18 protein-coding genes and 1 pseudogene are annotated in these 16,268 nt (G+C 74.1%); 5 read left to right on the top strand and 14 right to left on the bottom strand.

Going from position 1 to position 16,268, the window contains the following annotated elements; genetic code table 11:
* Positions 1-1,722, bottom strand: coding sequence for an HtaA domain-containing protein (locus tag ABZY91_RS30440; protein WP_355406039.1), 1,722 nt, complete (start codon positions 1,720-1,722; stop codon positions 1-3).
* A gap of 42 nt (positions 1,723-1,764) precedes the next feature.
* Positions 1,765-3,345, bottom strand: a complete 1,581-nt coding sequence (locus ABZY91_RS30435; protein WP_355406038.1) for an HtaA domain-containing protein — start codon at positions 3,343-3,345, stop codon at positions 1,765-1,767.
* A 158-nt stretch (positions 3,346-3,503) separates the two neighbouring features.
* Here ABZY91_RS30435 and ABZY91_RS30430 point away from each other — a divergent pair, with 158 nt between their 5' ends.
* The 3 genes from ABZY91_RS30430 to ABZY91_RS30420 are packed head-to-tail and all read left to right on the top strand — an operon-like array spanning position 3,504 to position 6,417.
* The gene (locus ABZY91_RS30430; RefSeq protein WP_355406037.1) at positions 3,504-4,535 is read left to right on the top strand and encodes an ABC transporter substrate-binding protein; all 1,032 of its coding nucleotides are present in this window, start codon (positions 3,504-3,506) and stop codon (positions 4,533-4,535) included.
* 29 nt (positions 4,536-4,564) lie between these two features.
* Complete coding sequence (locus tag ABZY91_RS30425; protein ID WP_329884022.1) at positions 4,565-5,602, top strand: iron ABC transporter permease; 1,038 nt, start codon at positions 4,565-4,567, stop codon at positions 5,600-5,602.
* A complete protein-coding gene (locus tag ABZY91_RS30420) occupies positions 5,599-6,417 on the top strand; it encodes a heme ABC transporter ATP-binding protein (RefSeq protein ID WP_329883978.1) in 819 nt (272 codons plus the stop codon). Before ABZY91_RS30425 ends, ABZY91_RS30420 begins: the two co-directional genes overlap by 4 nt.
* A 139-nt stretch (positions 6,418-6,556) precedes the next feature.
* Here the strand turns inward: ABZY91_RS30420 and ABZY91_RS30415 are convergent, their stop codons facing one another.
* The 3 genes from ABZY91_RS30415 to ABZY91_RS30405 all read right to left on the bottom strand — a co-directional run bounded on the left by ABZY91_RS30415 (position 6,557) and on the right by ABZY91_RS30405 (position 8,525).
* Complete coding sequence (locus ABZY91_RS30415; protein WP_329883979.1) at positions 6,557-6,772, bottom strand: dodecin; 216 nt, start codon at positions 6,770-6,772, stop codon at positions 6,557-6,559.
* A 116-nt stretch (positions 6,773-6,888) separates the two neighbouring features.
* Positions 6,889-7,848 carry an asparaginase gene (locus ABZY91_RS30410; RefSeq protein WP_329883980.1) on the bottom strand — a complete coding sequence of 320 codons (960 nt, stop codon included), beginning with the start codon at positions 7,846-7,848 and terminating at the stop codon, positions 6,889-6,891.
* A gap of 74 nt (positions 7,849-7,922) precedes the next feature.
* The gene (locus ABZY91_RS30405; RefSeq protein WP_355406036.1) at positions 7,923-8,525 is read right to left on the bottom strand and encodes an ABC transporter substrate-binding protein; all 603 of its coding nucleotides are present in this window, start codon (positions 8,523-8,525) and stop codon (positions 7,923-7,925) included.
* A 470-nt stretch (positions 8,526-8,995) separates the two neighbouring features.
* On the opposite strand from ABZY91_RS30405, the gene dtd reads away from it, so the two are divergent.
* Positions 8,996-9,436 (top strand): D-aminoacyl-tRNA deacylase, encoded by a 441-nt coding sequence (dtd, locus tag ABZY91_RS30400; RefSeq protein ID WP_355406035.1) that lies wholly within the window; start codon positions 8,996-8,998, stop codon positions 9,434-9,436.
* Between the two features lie 77 nt (positions 9,437-9,513).
* On the opposite strand, the gene ABZY91_RS30395 is transcribed toward dtd, so the two are convergent.
* From ABZY91_RS30395 to ABZY91_RS30385, 3 genes are all read right to left on the bottom strand, one after another.
* A complete protein-coding gene (locus tag ABZY91_RS30395) occupies positions 9,514-10,476 on the bottom strand; it encodes a folate-binding protein (RefSeq protein ID WP_355406034.1) in 963 nt (320 codons plus the stop codon).
* A 10-nt stretch (positions 10,477-10,486) separates the two neighbouring features.
* Positions 10,487-10,951, bottom strand: coding sequence for a Fur family transcriptional regulator (locus ABZY91_RS30390; protein WP_329883984.1), 465 nt, complete (start codon positions 10,949-10,951; stop codon positions 10,487-10,489).
* Positions 10,952-11,057: 106 nt separating this feature from the next.
* Positions 11,058-11,642, bottom strand: coding sequence for an FABP family protein (locus tag ABZY91_RS30385; protein WP_329883986.1), 585 nt, complete (start codon positions 11,640-11,642; stop codon positions 11,058-11,060).
* A 273-nt stretch (positions 11,643-11,915) separates the two neighbouring features.
* On the opposite strand from ABZY91_RS30385, the gene ABZY91_RS30380 reads away from it, so the two are divergent.
* A complete protein-coding gene (locus tag ABZY91_RS30380) occupies positions 11,916-12,296 on the top strand; it encodes a DsrE family protein (protein WP_329883987.1) in 381 nt (126 codons plus the stop codon).
* Positions 12,297-12,342: 46 nt separating this feature from the next.
* Here ABZY91_RS30380 and ABZY91_RS30375 read toward each other — a convergent pair whose 3' ends face one another.
* The 6 genes and pseudogenes from ABZY91_RS30375 to ABZY91_RS30350 all read right to left on the bottom strand — a co-directional run.
* Positions 12,343-12,615 (bottom strand): DUF3099 domain-containing protein, encoded by a 273-nt coding sequence (locus ABZY91_RS30375; protein ID WP_329950620.1) that lies wholly within the window; start codon positions 12,613-12,615, stop codon positions 12,343-12,345.
* Between the two features lie 68 nt (positions 12,616-12,683).
* Positions 12,684-12,974, bottom strand: a complete 291-nt coding sequence (locus ABZY91_RS30370; RefSeq protein ID WP_030397542.1) for a DUF1416 domain-containing protein — start codon at positions 12,972-12,974, stop codon at positions 12,684-12,686.
* A gap of 40 nt (positions 12,975-13,014) precedes the next feature.
* Positions 13,015-13,848, bottom strand: coding sequence for a sulfurtransferase (locus tag ABZY91_RS30365; RefSeq protein WP_329883989.1), 834 nt, complete (start codon positions 13,846-13,848; stop codon positions 13,015-13,017).
* A gap of 259 nt (positions 13,849-14,107) precedes the next feature.
* Positions 14,108-14,188 carry an Ms5788A family Cys-rich leader peptide gene (locus ABZY91_RS30360; protein ID WP_350517234.1) on the bottom strand — a complete coding sequence of 27 codons (81 nt, stop codon included), beginning with the start codon at positions 14,186-14,188 and terminating at the stop codon, positions 14,108-14,110.
* A 319-nt stretch (positions 14,189-14,507) separates the two neighbouring features.
* On the bottom strand, positions 14,508-15,224 hold the full coding sequence (locus tag ABZY91_RS30355) for a DUF2993 domain-containing protein (protein WP_329950621.1): 717 nt from the start codon (positions 15,222-15,224) through the stop codon (positions 14,508-14,510).
* A 184-nt stretch (positions 15,225-15,408) separates the two neighbouring features.
* Positions 15,409-16,268: pseudogene (locus ABZY91_RS30350) on the bottom strand (hypothetical protein); the annotation flags it as partial.

The following is a 16,268-nucleotide window of genomic DNA, read 5'->3' as shown; positions in this document are numbered from 1 at the left end:
TCAGGCCCGGGCCGCGCCGCGACGGCGGGCCAGGACGGTGGCGCCGCCACCGGCCAGCAGCAGACCGCCGGCGGTGGCCAGCAGCGGGGCCACCGGGGTGGACGAGCCGGTGGAGGCCAGCACGCCCGAGCCGCCCAGCGAGGCGCCGCCGGAGGTGGTGAGCGAGGCACCGCCCACCGAGCCCGCACCGGTGCCCCCACCCGTGCCGGTACCGCTGCCGGTGCCGCCCGCGGCGGTCCCGCCCGTCGTGCCGCCGCCGGCCGGGTTGGTGGGCAGCTGGGCGTTCTTGTCGAAGGCCAGCGAGACGGTGACCGGGTCGAGCACCTCGCCCGCCGGGTAGTTGGCGAAGGCCGGCACGCCCTCGGCGGTCAGCGTGGCCGGAACGCCGGTGAGCGTCACCACGCCGTTGACCGGGGCGAGGGAGGCCTTGGACAGGTCGAGCTTGGCGATCCGGGCACCGGACAGCGTGGACGTCTTGCCGTCCAGGGACTTGGCGTTGACGTCGGCGGTCAGGAACGCGCCGTCCTTGCCGATGCTCAGGCCGAGCTTGGAGAAGGTGGTGTCCAGCTGGTAGCCGCCGGCCGCGGGGTGGCCGAGGAAGCGGACGGAACCGGCGAAGCCCGCCGACAGGGTGTGGTTCCGGGTGTCGTAGCTGCCGGTCGCGCCGCCGAAGCGGTAGTCGGCCGCGCCGCCGCCGAACTCGACCTTGCCGTTGGCCACCGGGCTCTGCAGGTACTTGCGGAAGCTCTCCTTGACCTTCCAGTCCAGGCTGCCGTCGACGACGGCGAGCTGGCCGGCGGCCGGCGGGGTGGTCGACGTGGTCGTGGCCGACGGGGTGCCGGTGGCGGTGGCCGACGGGGACCCGCTCGGGGAGCCGGTGGCCGACGGGCTGCCGGACGCGGAGGGCGAGCCGGTCGCGCTCGGCGACTGGGTGGCCGACGGAGAACCGCTCGGGGAGCCCGTGGCGGTCGGCGACTGGGTCGCGGACGGGGACTGCGTCGCCGAGGGGGAGCCCGTGGCGGTGGGCGACTGGGTCGCGGAGGGCGTCGCGGTGGCGGTCGGCGTGGCGGTCGGGGACGGCGTGGCCGGGCTCTGCTTGAGCAGCAGCGCCAGCGGGTCCATGTCCGAACCGGCCTGGTAGAAGCCCGCGAACGCCTTGGCGCCCTGCTCGGTGAGCTTGGCCGCCGCCGGCACGCCGTTGGTGGTGTCCCGGGCGACCGTGAAGGTCACCAGCGGCACGTCGTCCCGACGGGTGACCTCGGTGGCGCCCATCGACTCCTTGGACGCGGTGTCGGCGGTCAGCGTGCCGGCCGTCCCGGCCGTGGTGATCCTCAGGTCGCTGAGGGCGACGTCGAGCGCGCCGTGGTGGGCGGTGAAGCGGACCCCGCCGGTGAACGAGGAGCTGAGCGCGTGGGTGGACATGTCGTAGGCGGCACTCACCAGACCGAAGTGGAAGGTCCCGTCGGCGTTGGTGGTGGCGCCGCCGGTCAGCTCCACGGCGCCCTGGCCGACCGGGCCGGTCACGTAGTTCCGGAAGCTGGCCTTCACGCCCCAGTCCAGCGAACCGGTGTCGTACGTGACGGTGGTCGGCGCACCGGCACCGAAGGCCAGCGCGGGGACGCCTGCGGCGGCCAGGCCGAGACCGGCGGTGACGGCGGCCAGGGCCGCCAGCCGGGTGCGGTTGCGGCGGCCGGCCGAAGGCAGGGCGGTGCTGCGGGACATGGGGGTACTCCGATCGGTGAGCGGGGGAAGGTGGAGCGGCGGTCAGGCCGCGTCGGCCGGGGCGGTGGCCGGGGGGTCCGTCGGCGCGGCCCGGCGCCGGCGGAGGGTGTACACGCCGCCGGCCGCGGCGAGCGCCGCCACCAGCGCGACGCCGGCCACCACGGCCGCCGTCGGCACTCCGCCGGATCCGCCCGCATCGGCGGCGTCGGCCACCGGGGCGGCGGAGGGCGAGGCGGTCGCCGACGGGGCCGGCGTCGCCGCCGGGGCACTGCCGATGTCGGGCAGCGGCGGGAGGGCGGCGGCCGGGTCGAGCGCGACGGCGAAGCTCAGCGGGTCCATCACGGTGCCCGCCGGGTAGAGGTTGCCGAAGGCCCTGGCGCCCGCCTCGGTGAGCTTCAGCGGGAGTTCGGCGGCCTTGAGCAGGCCGCCCTCGGGCTTCAGCCCGGCCGGGTCGAAGGCGCCCAGCTCGACGCCGGTGAGCTGCTGGGTGGCGCCGTCCGGCGTCCGGCCGGAGACGTCGGCGAGCAGCCTCCCCTGACCGTCGGCGATCGTCACGCCGAGGTTGGCCAGGGTGAGGTCCAGCCCGTGGGTGTCACCGGTCTTCAGACCGGTGAAGCGGACGCCACCGGTGAAGGCGGCGGTCAGGGCGCCGGTCGCCGGGTCGTAGGCGCCCTTGGCCGGGGTCCAGCGGAAGAAGGCGCCGCCGTCCGCCGCGCCGCCGGTGAGCTCCCAGCGGCCCTGGGCGATCGAGCCGGTGACGTAGTCGCGGAAGGTCCGTCGGACGCCCCAGTCGAGCGCGCCGTTGCCGAACTCCGCCCGGGCGGCGGCATCCTGGGTCGCCGCCGGGGCGGCCGGCGTCGTCGGTGCGGCGGTCGGCTCCGGCGTGGTGGGCGTTGCGGCGGTCGGTGCGGCGGTCGGTGCGGACGTCCCGGCCGGGGTCGACGCGGCGGCCGTCGGGGCCGTCGAGGGTGCCGTCGAAGCCGGCTGGGCCGCCGGGAGGTTGACCGAGAGGTTGACCGGGTCGAGCGCCGTCCCGGCGGTGTAGAAGCTGCCGAAGGCCTTGGCCCCGGCGTCGGTCAGCGTCGCCGGGACGCCGCTGAGGGTCAGGGTGCCGGCCGCGCCGCGCAGGTCGACGCCGGCCAGCGAGAGGTCGGCCAGCTTGGCCTGGCTCGCACTGCTGACCTGGCCGGTCTCCTTGGACCTGCTGCTGATGTCCGCGTACAGCCCGGCCGCGCCGCCCGGAGCGGCCCGGAAGGTGAGCCGTCCGACACTCAGGTCGAGCACGTTGACACCGTTCTCCTGGTGCCCGGTGAACCGGACCCCGCCGGAGAACGCCGCGGTCAGCGCGCCGCTCGCCGGGTCGTACGTGCCGTTGGCGGAGTGGAACCGGAAGCCGCTGCCGGAAACGGTCGCCGCACCTCCGGTCAGCGCCCAACTCCCCTTGGCTATCGGCCCGGTGACGTACGTCAGGAAGGACTGCCTGATCCCCCAGTCGAGCCGCCCGCCGGAGACCTTCCCCTCGGCCGCCACCGCCTGGCCGGGCAGCAGCGCGGCCGTCATCAGGGCAGCCAGGGCGGCCACCAGGACGGCGGCCAGACGACGTAGCCGGCTGGGCAGAGGCACGCGGATCACTCCTCGGCGCGACGGGGGAAAGAGAGTCGGTACACCACCGACCCCCTTGCGGGATTGAGGTAAGGCTAACCTAATATATGAGTCAAGAGCCCCGCCGGTCGCCCCCCACACATGGCACCCAGCAGGGACAACTCCCACCGAAGGGGCCCATGTTGAGCAGCAGTACCACCCGAAGCCGGGCAGCCCTCGGGCCTGCCCTCCTGCTGCTCGCCCTCGGCCTGCTGCTCACCCTGACCGCCTGCGGCCCGTCCACCGGTTCCACCGGCGCCGCCACCGGAACGGGCGTCACGAAGGCCCCGGACACGGTCGAACCGCTGCCCGGCGAGCCCGCCCCGCAGCTCCCGGCCACCGTCGCCTCCGCCGACGGACGCCAGGTCACCGTCGCCAGCGCCGACCGGATCGTCCCACTCAACGGCAGCCTGGCCGAGATCGTCTTCAGCCTGGGCCTCGGCCCCAAGGTGATCGCCCGGGACGTCTCCACCACCTTCCAGCAGGCCGCCGCCCTCCCGGTGATCACCCAGGCCCACGACGTCTCGGCCGAGGGCGTGCTCTCGATGCACCCGACCCTCGTCCTCGCCGACCGCTCCACCGGCCCGGCCGAGGCGATCGAACAGATCCGCGCCGCCGGCGTCCCGCTGATCGTGCTGGACGACGCCAAGAAGCTCGGCGACGTCGGCCCGCGCATCGACACCGTCGCCGCCGCACTCGGGGTCCCCGACGCCGGGCGGCAGCTGAAGGAGCGCACCGAGCAGCGGATCACCCAGGCCAGGGCCGCCCTGCCGGCCGTCGACCGCCACCCCAAGGTCGCCTTCCTCTACCTCCGCGGCAGCGCCTCGGTCTTCCTGCTCGGCGGCCCGGCCTCCGGCGCGGGCTCGCTGATCGAGGCGGTCGGCGGCGAGGACGCCGGAACCGCCGCCGGGCTCTCCGGCGACTTCACCCCGCTCACCAGCGAGGCCCTGGTCAAGGCGGCACCCGACGCGATCCTGGTGATGAGCAAGGGCCTCGACTCCGTCGGCGGCGTCGACGGCCTGCTCAAGCTGCCCGGCGTCGCCCAGACCCCCGCCGGGCTGGACCGCCGGGTCGTCTCCATCGAGGACGGCCAGCTGCTCAGCTACGGCCCGCGCACCCCGCAGGTGATCCGCGAGATCGCCGAACAGCTCTACCCGGCGGCCGCCAAGTGACCACCGCCGTACAGAAGAAGACCGTCCCCCTGGCCCGGCCCCGGAGCCGGACCACCCTGGTCGTCGTCGGCCTGGCCGTCGCGCTGGTGCTCTGCGCCCTGCTCGCGGCCGGGATCGGTGCCTACCGCATCCCGCTCGGCGACATCCTCGCCTCGTTCGCCCACCGGCTCGGCCTCGGCGGACACCCGCTCGACCGCGTCCCCGAGTCGGTGCTCTGGAACGTCCGGCTCCCCCGCGTGGTGCTGGCCCTGCTGGTCGGCGGCTCGCTCGGCTGCGCGGGCGCACTGATGCAGGGCGTCTTCGGCAACCCGCTCGCCGAACCCGCCGTGATCGGCGTCTCCTCCGGCGGCGCGGTCGGCGCGGTCGCCTGCATCGTGCTCGGCCTGGACGCCTTCGGCAACTGGACCATCACCGCCTTCGCCTTCGCCACCGGCCTGCTGACGGTCTTCGCGGTGTACGCGATGTCCCGCTCCGGCGGCCGCACCGAGGTGGTCACGCTGATCCTCACCGGCGTCGCGGTCAACGCCTTCTGCGGCGCGCTGATCGGCCTCTTCCTCTTCACCGCCGACACCGCCGCGATCAACCAGGTCACCTTCTGGCAGCTCGGCTCGCTCGCCCAGGCCACCTGGGGCAAGGTGCTGGCCGTCCTGCCGTTCGCACTCGTCGGACTGGCCCTCGCCCCCCGCTACGCGCGGCCGCTGGACCTGCTCGCGCTCGGCGAACGGCCGGCCCGCCACCTCGGCGTCGACGTCGAGCGGATGCGCCTGGTGCTGATCACCCTGGTCGCCCTGCTCACCGCCGCCGCCGTCGCGGTCAGCGGCATCATCAGCTTCGTCGGCCTGGTCGTCCCGCACCTGCTGCGGATGGTCGCCGGACCGGGCCACCGGTTCCTGCTGCCCGCCTCCGCCCTCGGCGGCGCCCTCGTCCTGGTCGCCGCCGACCTCGCCGCCCGCACCCTGGCCGAGCCCGCCGAACTCCCGCTCGGCGTGCTCACCGCACTGATCGGCAGCCCGTTCTTCTTCTGGCTGCTGCGCCGCACCCGGACCAAGCAGGGAGGCTGGGCATGAGACTGCGAACCCGTCCCGAGGTGCCCGCACGCCCCGCCCCGGGCACCGAACTGCTCACCGCCGAGGCCGTCCGGCTGACCGTCGGCGGGCGCGAGCTGCTGGCCGGCGCGGACGTCCGGGTGACGGCCGGCGAAGTGGTCGCCCTGCTCGGGCCGAACGGCGCCGGGAAGTCCACCCTGCTCTCCGTGCTGGCCGGCGACCTCCCGCCGACCGCCGGCGAGGTCCGCCTGCTCGGCCGGCCGCTGGCCGGCTACCGGCCCCCCGAACTCGCCCGGCACCGCGCGCTGCTGCCGCAGTCGGCCGCCCTCTCCTTCCCGTTCCCGGCGGACGAGGTGGTCCGGATGGGCCGCGCGCCCTGGTCCGGTACGGCCGCCGCCGCCGAGGACGACGCGGTGGTCGCCGAGGCGATGGCCGCGACCGAGTCCACCGCCTTCGCCGGGCGGCCGTTCACCGCGCTCTCCGGCGGCGAGCGGGCCCGGGTGGCCCTGGCCCGGGTCCTCGCCCAGCGGACCGCGCTGCTGCTCCTCGACGAGCCCACCGCCGCGCTCGACCTGCGCCACCAGGAACTGGTGCTGCGGGTCGCCAGGGCCAGGGCCGCCGCCGGGGACGCCGTGGTCGTCGTCCTGCACGACCTCACGCTGGCGGCGGCCTACGCGGACCGGGTGGTGCTGCTGACCGGCGGTGCGACGGTCGCCGACGGACCGGTGGCCGAGGTGTTGCGCGCGCCGCTGCTCAGCGAGGTCTACGGCCACCCGGTCGAGGTGCTGCCGCATCCGCGCACCGGCGTCCCGCTGGTCCTGCCCGAACGCGACTGACGCGGGCCGGGCCGGTTCGGGCCGGTTCGGCTGAGGTCTGGCCGGTCCGGTCCGGGTCGGTCCGGGTCGGTTCGGTCCGGGTGGGTTCGGTCCGGCACGGGTCGGTCCGGGTGGGTTCGGTCCGGGTGGGTGGGTCGCCTCAGCCCTCGTCGTCCAGCCGGAAGCCGATCTTCAGGCCGACCTGGTAGTGCTTGACCCGGCCCTCCTCAAGGTGGCCCCGGACCTGCGTCACCTCGAACCAGTCGAGGTTGCGCAGCGTCCGGGAGGCCCGCTCGACCCCGTTGCGGATCGCGGCGTCGATGCTCTCGGTCGACGACCCGACGATCTCGGTCACCCGGTAGACGTGCTCGCTCATGACGGACTCCCTCAGCTGTGCGACGGCCCCCGGTCCACCGTGCACCGGAGGCCGTCCGTCCGCACTCCGGCGACCGCCGGCCGGGGCCTACGGCGAGGGGCCCACGGCGCCGAGGCTCAGAAGGCCGCCCGGACCCCGCCCACCGGCACGCCGCCACCGAACAGCGGGGAGGCGGCTATCCGCTCGACCGTCCCGTCCTCGGCGGAGACGCCCAGCCGGTGCAGCGCGGCCGCCAGCACCGGTCCGCGGGCCCGCTCGGCACCGTCGTCGATCTTGAAGGCGAGCGCCCGGCCGTCCGGCAGCGCCACCACCTGGACCGCCTCGGCGCCCATCTTGGAGAGCGCGCCCGGCACCGCCCGCATCAGCCAGGTGTCGGCCCGGCGGGTGCCGGCGACGTACTCGGGGTGCGCCCGCATCGCGTCGGCCACCCGGCGCTGCGGCGTGCCGGCCCCGGCCAGCACCAGCGCCCGGTAGCCGCGGGCCAGTCCGGTGAGGCTGACCGCCAGCAGCGGCGCACCGCAGCCGTCCACCCCGGCGTGCCCGGCGGTCTCGCCGGTGGCCTCCTCCAGCGCCTCGCGGGCCAGCAGCTGGACCGGGTGGGCCGGGTCGAGGTAGCTGTCGACGGGCCAGCCGTTGGCGACGCAGGCGGCCAGCCAGCCGGCGTGCTTGCCGGAGCAGTCCATCAGGATCGGCGCGCGCTCTCCGCCGGAGCGCAGGTACTGCTCGGCCTCGGTCTCGTCGAGCGGGAGGTCGGCCGGCGTCCGCAGGGCGGACTCGTCGAGCCCGGCCTCGGTCAGGATCCGTCGGACCCCGTCGAGGTGAAACGATTCTGCCGAGTGGCTGGAAGCCGCCAGCGCCAACAGTTCACCCTCGATCGCCAGTCCGGCCCGCAGGGTGGCCACCGCCTGGAACGGCTTGGCACAGGAGCGCGGGAACACCGGCGCGTCCGGCGCACCCAGCGCGAACTCGACCGAGCCGTCGGCGGCCAGCAGGACCAGCGAGCCGTGGTGCCGGCCCTCGGTGAACCCCGAGCGGACGACCTCGGCGAGCACGGACAGGGCGGTGGGGTTGGACATGGCGGGAGCCTTCCGGAAATGAGGGTGGGCCGGGGGCGAGCCGGGAACGGCCCCGCCCCTGGCGCCTCACCCGGTCAGAGCGGGCCGCCTGCGAGCAGGTCGTCGACCCGTGCTTCCCCATCACGGTACCTGCGGGTGATCTCCGCGTTGCAGCCGTCCGCCGTCCGCAGCAGCAGCTGCCGCCGCCCGGAGACCTCACGCTCGTGCGCGCGCAGCCGGTCCAGTGCCGCCAGCAGCTCCTCGGCCGGGTGCGCGGCCAGGTCGGCCAGCTGCACGTCGCCCATCAGTGCGTCCGCCTCCAGCTGGGACTGCTGGCCGCGCGGCGGGCCCAGGGTGACGTGCCGGGCGGACCGGCGGACGGTGGACGGCGCGTCGGTGAGGATGGCCGGCAACCGTTCCAGCAGGGCGCCGGCCGGCTCTCCCCCGTCCGCCGGGCGGGGGGCCGCGCCGCCGGGCCGACGGTCCAGCTCCGCGAGCAGGATGTCCATCCGCCCGTGCAGCAGCCGCCGCAGGTAGGAGAGGTCGGCCTCCTGCTCCAGGGTCTCCCTGCGCAGGATCCGCAGCTCCTCCAGGCCCAGCTGTCCCAGGCCCGGCGTTCCCGTCCCCGGTGCCGGACCGGGTTCCGGGTCTTCGGGCACCCGCCCGTACCGGTCCTGCGCCGTACTGCTCGCGTCCATCAGCCAACCACCTGCCGTCGTCCCGATCCCGCCCGCTCGCGGCACCCCGTCGCCTGCCGCCGGCCCGGCCCGTTCCCGTCGCGTGCGCCCGTGGCGCGTACCCCTCCGGGCCACGCCCTGACCACCCGCGAAGGTTCCCGCCCCCGACCGGCACCACCCGTCAGGGCGACACCGCCAGAACACCTGACCCACCGGCTCGGCCTCCTGGCCGAACCGGGCCCGGCGCGGCGGACCTTGGCGCCCCGGACCCCTTGTACGGTCCCCCAGCGTGCCACCCCGCCCGCCGCCGCCGCACCGCCCGTGCACCCGAACGGCCCCCTGGCGAAGAGGGGTGGCTGATATGACGGAAGCTTTTCGCAGGGAGAGCGGCGCCAACCGGCGCGCAGGCGCACGCTACCCAGCGCGCGCCAAGTCTTCGAGCGCCCCCAGGGGCCCGCGGGCGCCCCCACCGGCTCCGGCACAATGGCCGCATGCGAGCAGTGGTGCAGCGAGTGACCGAGGCCAGGGTGACGGTGGCCGGCGAGACCGTCGGCGCGATCGAGGAGCCCGGGCTCTGCGTCCTGATCGGCGTCACCCACGACGACACCCCGGCCAAGGCGGCCCAGCTCGCCCGCAAGCTCTGGACCCTGCGGCTGCTGGCCCCCGACGCGGCAGGCGTGGAGCAGTCCTGCTCCGACATCGGCGCCCCGCTGCTCGTCATCAGCCAGTTCACGCTCTACGGGGACGCCCGCAAGGGCCGCCGCCCGACCTGGAACGCCGCCGCCCCCGGCCCGGTCGCCGAGCCGCTGGTGGACGAGGTGGTCGCCCAGCTGCGGGCGCTCGGCGCCAAGGTCGAGACCGGCCGGTTCGGCGCGGACATGCAGGTCGCGCTGGTCAACGACGGCCCGTTCACGGTGCTGGTCGAGGTCTGAGCGACCCCGACCGCCGTGCACGGCGTGGGTGCCGTGCACGGCCGGCGTGCACGGCGTGGGTGCTGCGGCTACTGCGGCTACTGCGGGACGATCACGTCCTGCGTCCCCGGCACCCGGCCGGCGAGCAGCACCACGTCCAGCGGCACGTTCCGCTTCACGATCGCCAGCGCGACCGGGCCCAGCTCGTGGTGACGCGCCGAGGAGGTGACGAAGCCGAGCGCCCGCCCGTCCGGGTCCGAGGCGAGCCGCACCTCCGTCCCGTGCGGGGGGAGCACCTCCTCGGTGCCGTCCAGGTGCAGGAAGACCAGCCGGCGCGGCGGGCGGCCCAGGTTGTGCACCCGGGCGACCGTCTCCTGCCCGCGGTAGCAGCCCTTCTGCAGGTGGACGGCGGTGTTCAGCCAGTCCACCTCGTGCGGGATCGTGCGGTGGTCGGTCTCGAAGCCCAGCCGCGGCCGGTGCCCCTCGATCCGCAGCGCCTCGTACGCCCAGATCCCGGCCGCCGGGCCGTACTCCCGGGTCAGCTCCGCCAGCTCGGCCCGCGGCAGGAAGAGGTCCCGCCCCCAGGTCAGCTCACGGACCGCCGCCGCGCCCTCGGCGGAGACGGTGGAGCCGGCCGGCAGGTGGACCACCGCGTAGTCGGCGGTCGCGTCGGCCACCTCGACCCGGTAGAAGAACTTCATGCTCTCCAGGTAGCCGACCAGCGCCTCCTGGGTCCCCGGCTCGACGTGCGCCCAGGTGGTGGTGCCGTCGTCGACCAGGTAGAGCGCGTGCTCGACGTGCCCGTTCGGGGAGAGCACCAGCGCCTCGGTCGCCTGCTGCGGCGGCAGCGCGCTGACGTGCTGGGTGAGCAGCAGGTGCAGCCAGGTGAGCCGGTCGTCACCGGTGACGGTGAGCACGCCGCGGTGCGAGAGGTCCACGAACCCGGAGCCCTGCGCGAGCCTGCGCTGCTCACGGAAGAGGTCGCCGTAGTGGGCGGCCACCCCCTCGTCGGTTCCCTCGGCGGGGACGGCACCGGGCAGCGCAAGCAGCGGGCTCTTCATACCGGAAAGCTTACGGCTGCGCCCCGGCCCGCTTGGCGGTGCAGTCGGCGCAGCGGCCGAACACGGCGAAGTGTTCGAGGTCGGTGTCGAAGCCGTGCTGCGCGCGCAGCCGGTCGACCAGCGGCTGGGCGATCTCGGTCCCGGTCTCGATGACCTGCTCGCAGTCCCGGCAGACCAGGTGCAGGTGGTGGTGGCGGCCGGCCAGGTGGTACGTCGGGGCGCCGTGGCCGAGGTGGGCGTGCGAGACCAGCCCCAGTTCCTCCAGCAGCTCCAGGGTCCGGTAGACGGTGGAGATGTTGACGCCGCTGGCGGTCCGCCGGACGTGACCGAGGATCTCGTCGGGGGTGGCGTGGTCGAGTGCCTCGACCGCCTCCAGGACGAGCTGGCGCTGGGGAGTGAGCCGGTAGCCGCGTTCGCGCAGGCCGGCCTTCCAGTCGCCGGAGAGCTGCCAGTCGGTGGTGCCGGTGTCCGCCACGGGTCCTGTCCCTGCCGATGTCGGGGGTCCTGAGGCAAGTGTAGGGACCGGCCGCGGGGCCGGTCCCTACCTCACGCGTGATGTGCCCGGCGCGGAACGCCCCGGCTCAGCGGAAGAACGCGATGCCGTCGTCCGGCAGGTCGTTGATGTCCTTGATCAGCTGGGCCGGGCTGAGCACCCGCTTCAGCTGCGCGGACATGTACGGGCGCAGCGGCACGTTCGGGGCGGCCTTCTCGCCGACCCAGAGCAGTTCCTCGTTGACGAAGCCGTAGAGACGCTTGCCGCCCGAGTACTCGGGCGAGCCCTCGATCCGGGCCACCGCGTCCGTGGAGACGTCGATCTGCGGCTTGCCGTCGGCCAGCTCGCCGTACCAGATCTCCACCGTGCCGTCGTCGCGGACGGAGGAGATCTCGATCCCCCGCACACCGCTGGTGCCCTGGTGGTTGCTGGTGATGCGCCAGAACGCGTGCTCGTTCTCCAGCGGACGGATCTTCTCGCCCTCGGCGTCCAGCACCCAGGTCCGGGAGCGGAACTCCAGGAAGGGCCGGCCGTCGTGGCGGATGACGATCTCCTGGCCGAAGTTGCACTTCTCCGAACCGGGGAAGTCGTAGACGCCCGCGCCCTCCCAGGTGCCGAGGAGGAAGGCGAGCGGGACGACGTCCCGGTGGAGGTCAGAGGGAATCTCGATCATGTTCCTGGTCACTGTCGTCGGTGCGGGACTGCTTCAACCGTACGGCAGCCGGTCAGCGCTGGCCCTGGTAGAGCTTCATCACCGCGAAGATGGCGAACCAGGTGATCAGCACGGCCATGAGGGCCAGCAGACCGTCGAAGAAGATTTCCAGACCGGACACGGGGGGCTCCCAGGGCGGCGACAGTGTGAAGGATTTTGCTGGCGCTCACTCTATCCGCCGGGTGCCGACGGTTCTCGGTGAGCCCCACCACGTCGGCGATCTAGGGTGTCGGCATGTCGTCTCAGTCGCAGCAGTCGAAGAAGCTCGTCATCAAGGTCACCGCCGGGGCGGACGCGCCGGAGCGGTGCTCGCAGGCGTTCACGGTGGCGGCGGTGGCCGTCGCCAGCGGGGTCGAGGTCTCGCTCTGGCTGACCGGCGAGTCGTCGTGGTTCGCCCTGCCCGGGAGGGCGGCCGAGTTCGAGCTGCCGCACGCGGCGCCGCTGCCGGACCTGCTGGAGTCGCTCCTGGCGGCCGGCACGGTCACTCTCTGCACCCAGTGCGCGGCGCGGCGCGGGATCGAGCAGAAGGACACCGTCGAGGGTGTCCGGATCGCGGGCGCACAGGTCTTCGTCAGCGAGATCATGGCCGACGGCGTGCAGGCGCTCGTCTACTGACACGGCCGGACGGACGGCCGCCGACCGGGGCCGTACGGGTGTCCGTCTACCTGCGGGGTTCGCGGTCGGGGCGGTCCCGGTCGTGGCCGGGGTCGTCCCACTTCGGGTCCTCCCAGCGCGGGTCGTTCCACCAGTCGTCCTCGGGGTCCCGCCGGTTCGCGAACACCGCGGCGGCGGGCGGGATCACCATCGCGACCGCGCACATGCCGATCGCGACCGGGACGGACCAGAACCGCACGACGCCCCAGGCCAGCACGAACAGCCCGAGGCAGACGCCCATCATGGCGAAGTAGTAGCGGTGTCGCCGGCGTGCCTGCACTCCTCCACGGTATGCCCGAGGGCCCCTGCACGGCAGGGGCCCTCGGGCACGACGTCCACCGGGGTGGATCAGACCGCGATCGCGACCTCGGTCAGGTTGCCCTGGGAGGCGACCACCTGGCGGTCCACGGTCTGGCCCGGGATGAGCGCCCGCAGGGTCCACTTGCCCGGGCGGGCGAAGAACCGGAACTGGCCGGTCGCCGAGGTGGGCACCTCGGCGGTGAACTCACCGCCCTCGTCGAGCAGTCGGACGTAGCCGTTGACCGGCTCGCCGTCGCGGGTCACGGAACCCTGGATGATCGTCTCGTTCGCCACGTCAACTCCTGCCAGGTCCGGCCCACCGGCCTTCGCACCGCACATGTCTTGTCTTCCCTTCAGCCTTACGGGTGGAGCAGGCGGCTCAGTTGCCGAGCTCGATCGGCACGCCGACCAGGCTGCCGTACTCGGTCCAGGAACCGTCGTAGTTCTTCACGTTCTCCTGGCCGAGCAGCTCGTGCAGCACGAACCAGGTGAGCGCGGAGCGCTCGCCGATGCGGCAGTAGGCGATGGTGTCCTTCGCCAGGTCGATGCCCTCGGCCTCGTAGAGGGCCTTGAGCTCGTCGTCGCTCTTGAAGGTGCCGTCGTCGTTGGCGTTCTTGGCCCACGGGATGTTGCGGGCGCTCGGCACGTGGCCGGGGCGCTGCGACTGCTCCTGCGGGAGGTGCGCCGGGGCGAGCAGCTTGCCGGAGAACTCGTCGGGCGAGCGCACGTCGACCAGGTTGAGGCTGCCGATGGCGTCGATCACGTCGTCGCGGAAGGCGCGGATCGAGGCGTCGGCGGCCTGCGCGGTGTACGAGGTCGCGGCGCGGGCCGGCACCTCGGCGACGAGGTCGCGGGAGTCCAGCTCCCACTTCTTGCGGCCGCCGTCGAGCAGGCGGACGTCACCGTGGCCGTACAGCTTGAAGTACCAGTAGGCGTACGACGCGAACCAGTTGTTGTTGCCGCCGTAGAGCACGACCGTGTCGTCGTTGGCGATGCCCTTGGCGCTGAGCAGCGCCTCGAAGCCGGCCTGGTCGATGAAGTCGCGGCGGACCGGGTCCTGGAGGTCCGTCTTCCAGTCGATCCGGACCGCGTTGCGGATGTGGTTCTTGTCGTAGGCGGAGGTGTCCTCGTCGACCTCGACGATGACGACCTTCGGGTCGTCCAGGTGGGCCTGGACCCAGTCGGCGTCGACCAGGACGTCGCTGCGGCTCATGGTGATGTTCTCCATCCGAGGGCGGTTGGCGGAAGGTGGTGCTGCTCTGGGGTCCCCCGGCCGTGAGCCGGAGAGGGGTGCTGCGGGGTGTCCGACGGTGACCGGTCCGAATTCACGTCCGAATAATGGGACGGAGAAGGCCTGCGGCACGGCCGGGCGGTGATCTGCGGTGCACGGCGGCGACGTTCGGCCCGGGAGGCCGGTCCAGGTCACCGGAGGAATCGGCGGCGGGCGACAACTGCCCAGCCAAGATGCCGAGTTAACGCATTCGACACAGACAGGCGGCCACGCGGCACAGGTCTACCGCCCGCCGCTTCGTGAGGTCCGTCTGTCGCTTCATGCCGACGATGCTAGGGACACTCGACGCCCGCTGTCATCAGCGTATCGAATGTTGAGACCAGATGGATCACATGCTGGGATTTGGTCGATTCATGGGCGCCGTGAACCGGCCGGGCACCGTACGTCCCTCGGTCAGGGGGCGGAAACACGACCGCTCCGCGGTCCGCGCTGGACAGCGCGTCTCGCGGAGCGGAACGAAGGCGAACGACCACGACCGGCGGGAAGCGGACCCGCACCGGCCCGGCCCCGGCCTGGCCTGACCTGGCTTGGCTTGGCCTGGCTTGGCCTGGCCTGGCCTGGCCTGGCCTGCCCGGTGCCGGTCAGCCGATGAGCTTCACGCCCTTGCCGTCGAAGGTCAGCCGGAGGCCGTCCTCCTGCGGCGTGACCGCAGCCAGGTTCAGCCCCGCCGGGAGCGAGGAGAGGGTGAAGCTCACCGGATCCAGCTTCTGGCTGGTCAGACCGGCCAGCACCGCGGCCATCCCGGTCAGCCGGAAACCCTCCGCCGTCACCGTGTTGCCCTGGTTGCGCACCGTGCCCTCGCCGACCGGGACCGGCCCGAACGCGGCCTTGATCTTGCCCGGGCCGCCGTACGAGAGGCTCAGCCGGGTGTTGCCGCCCAGCGAGAGCCCGGTCGCGTTCGGCACCAGCTGGGAGGCCGGCGGCAGGAGCTGGGAGAGGTCCGCGTAGGAGATCAGGCCGCTCCCCGTCCCGGTGTCCACGGTGGCGCTGCTCATGCTGTCGCTCACCTTGACGCCCGCCAGCTTCGCCTCGAACGAGTGCAGCGCCACCTGGTGGCTGCCGTCGCCCACGGTCAGGCCGTCCGAGGAGATCCGCACGTCGTCCAGCTTCATCGACAGGACCTGGGTGAGGAACGGGAAGCCCCCGATCGACACGTCCGGCCGCTGGTTCATCCGGCCGCTCTTCAGCATCTGTTCGGCGGCCTCGTCCTCGGCCACCCCGACGGCGACCCGGTCCGCGCCCACCAGTGCTCCCGAGAGCACCACCAGGCCGATCGTCACCTTCAGCCAGCCGCGCATCGCTCTCCCCCGTCGTCGCCGGTCGCTGTCGTTCGAAGTCGGATCCGACCGCTCAGGGGCGGCCGCCCTCGCACGACCGTACGACGTCCCGCCCCGGGGCATGGTTCCGGGAACGGGACGCCGTACGGCGCGTGCCAGGCCCGGCCACCGGCCCGTGATGGGGCGGGCGGCCGGACCGGCCGGGTCAGCCGGCGAGCAGTTCGGTGGCGATCCAGACCAGCGGCGCCGCCACCGCGAGCGGGAGCGCCACCCCCGCCGTCATGTGCACGAACCGGGACGGGAAGTCGTACCCGGCCACCCGACGCCCGACCAGGGCGCCGATCCCGGCCGCCGCACCCAGCGCGGGCGGCGCGCCCACGGCCAGGCCGAGGCCCACCGCCGCCAGCAGGCCGAGCACGGGGCCCAGCAGCTTCGGGCCGGGCAGCGGCGCCGCTGCCAGCAGGGTCGCCAGGGCGACACCTCCGACCGCCGCCGGCACCCAGTCGGCCAGCAGCAGCGCGGTGCAGAGCACCGTCACCACCGTGGCCGAGCCGAGCACGGTGAGCGCGTAGAACCGCTCCTTCGGATCGGCGGGCCGGAACGTCTGCAGCACCAGGACCAGCAGGAAGAAGCCGCCGAGGGTCCCGACCACCGCCCCCGTGCCGCCGTCCGCGTCGGCCAGCAGCACCGCCACGTCGGCGACCAGACCGGACAGCGCCGCCAGCGCGATGCCCTGGCGGGCCGGCCACATGCCGTTCAGCCGGAACCATCCGGCGGCCGTCAGCACCTGGAGCAGCGCCACCACCAGGGCCAGCGGCACCTGGCCGAGGGCCGCACCGGCGGCCAGCAGCGCGGCCGCACCGGCGGTGATCACGGCCGGCAGGAGGCCCGGGTCGATGATCGGCGAGCCGGTCCGGGCGGACCCGGCCGGGACGGCCGACGGCACGGGGGCCGGGAACGGCTGCGCCGGCAGCCCCGGAACGGGCGCGGCCGGGGCCGCGTACGCGGCGGGCGGCGCCTGCCGTGCGGGCGGAGCCTGCCGTCCCGCCCGGGCCGCACGCGCCG

The organism is Kitasatospora sp. NPDC002965 (assembly GCF_040611255.1).
Lineage (GTDB): Bacteria > Actinomycetota > Actinomycetes > Streptomycetales > Streptomycetaceae > Kitasatospora.
The sequence above is the reverse complement of the archived record's forward strand: the minus strand, read 5'-3'. Positions and strand labels throughout refer to the sequence as shown.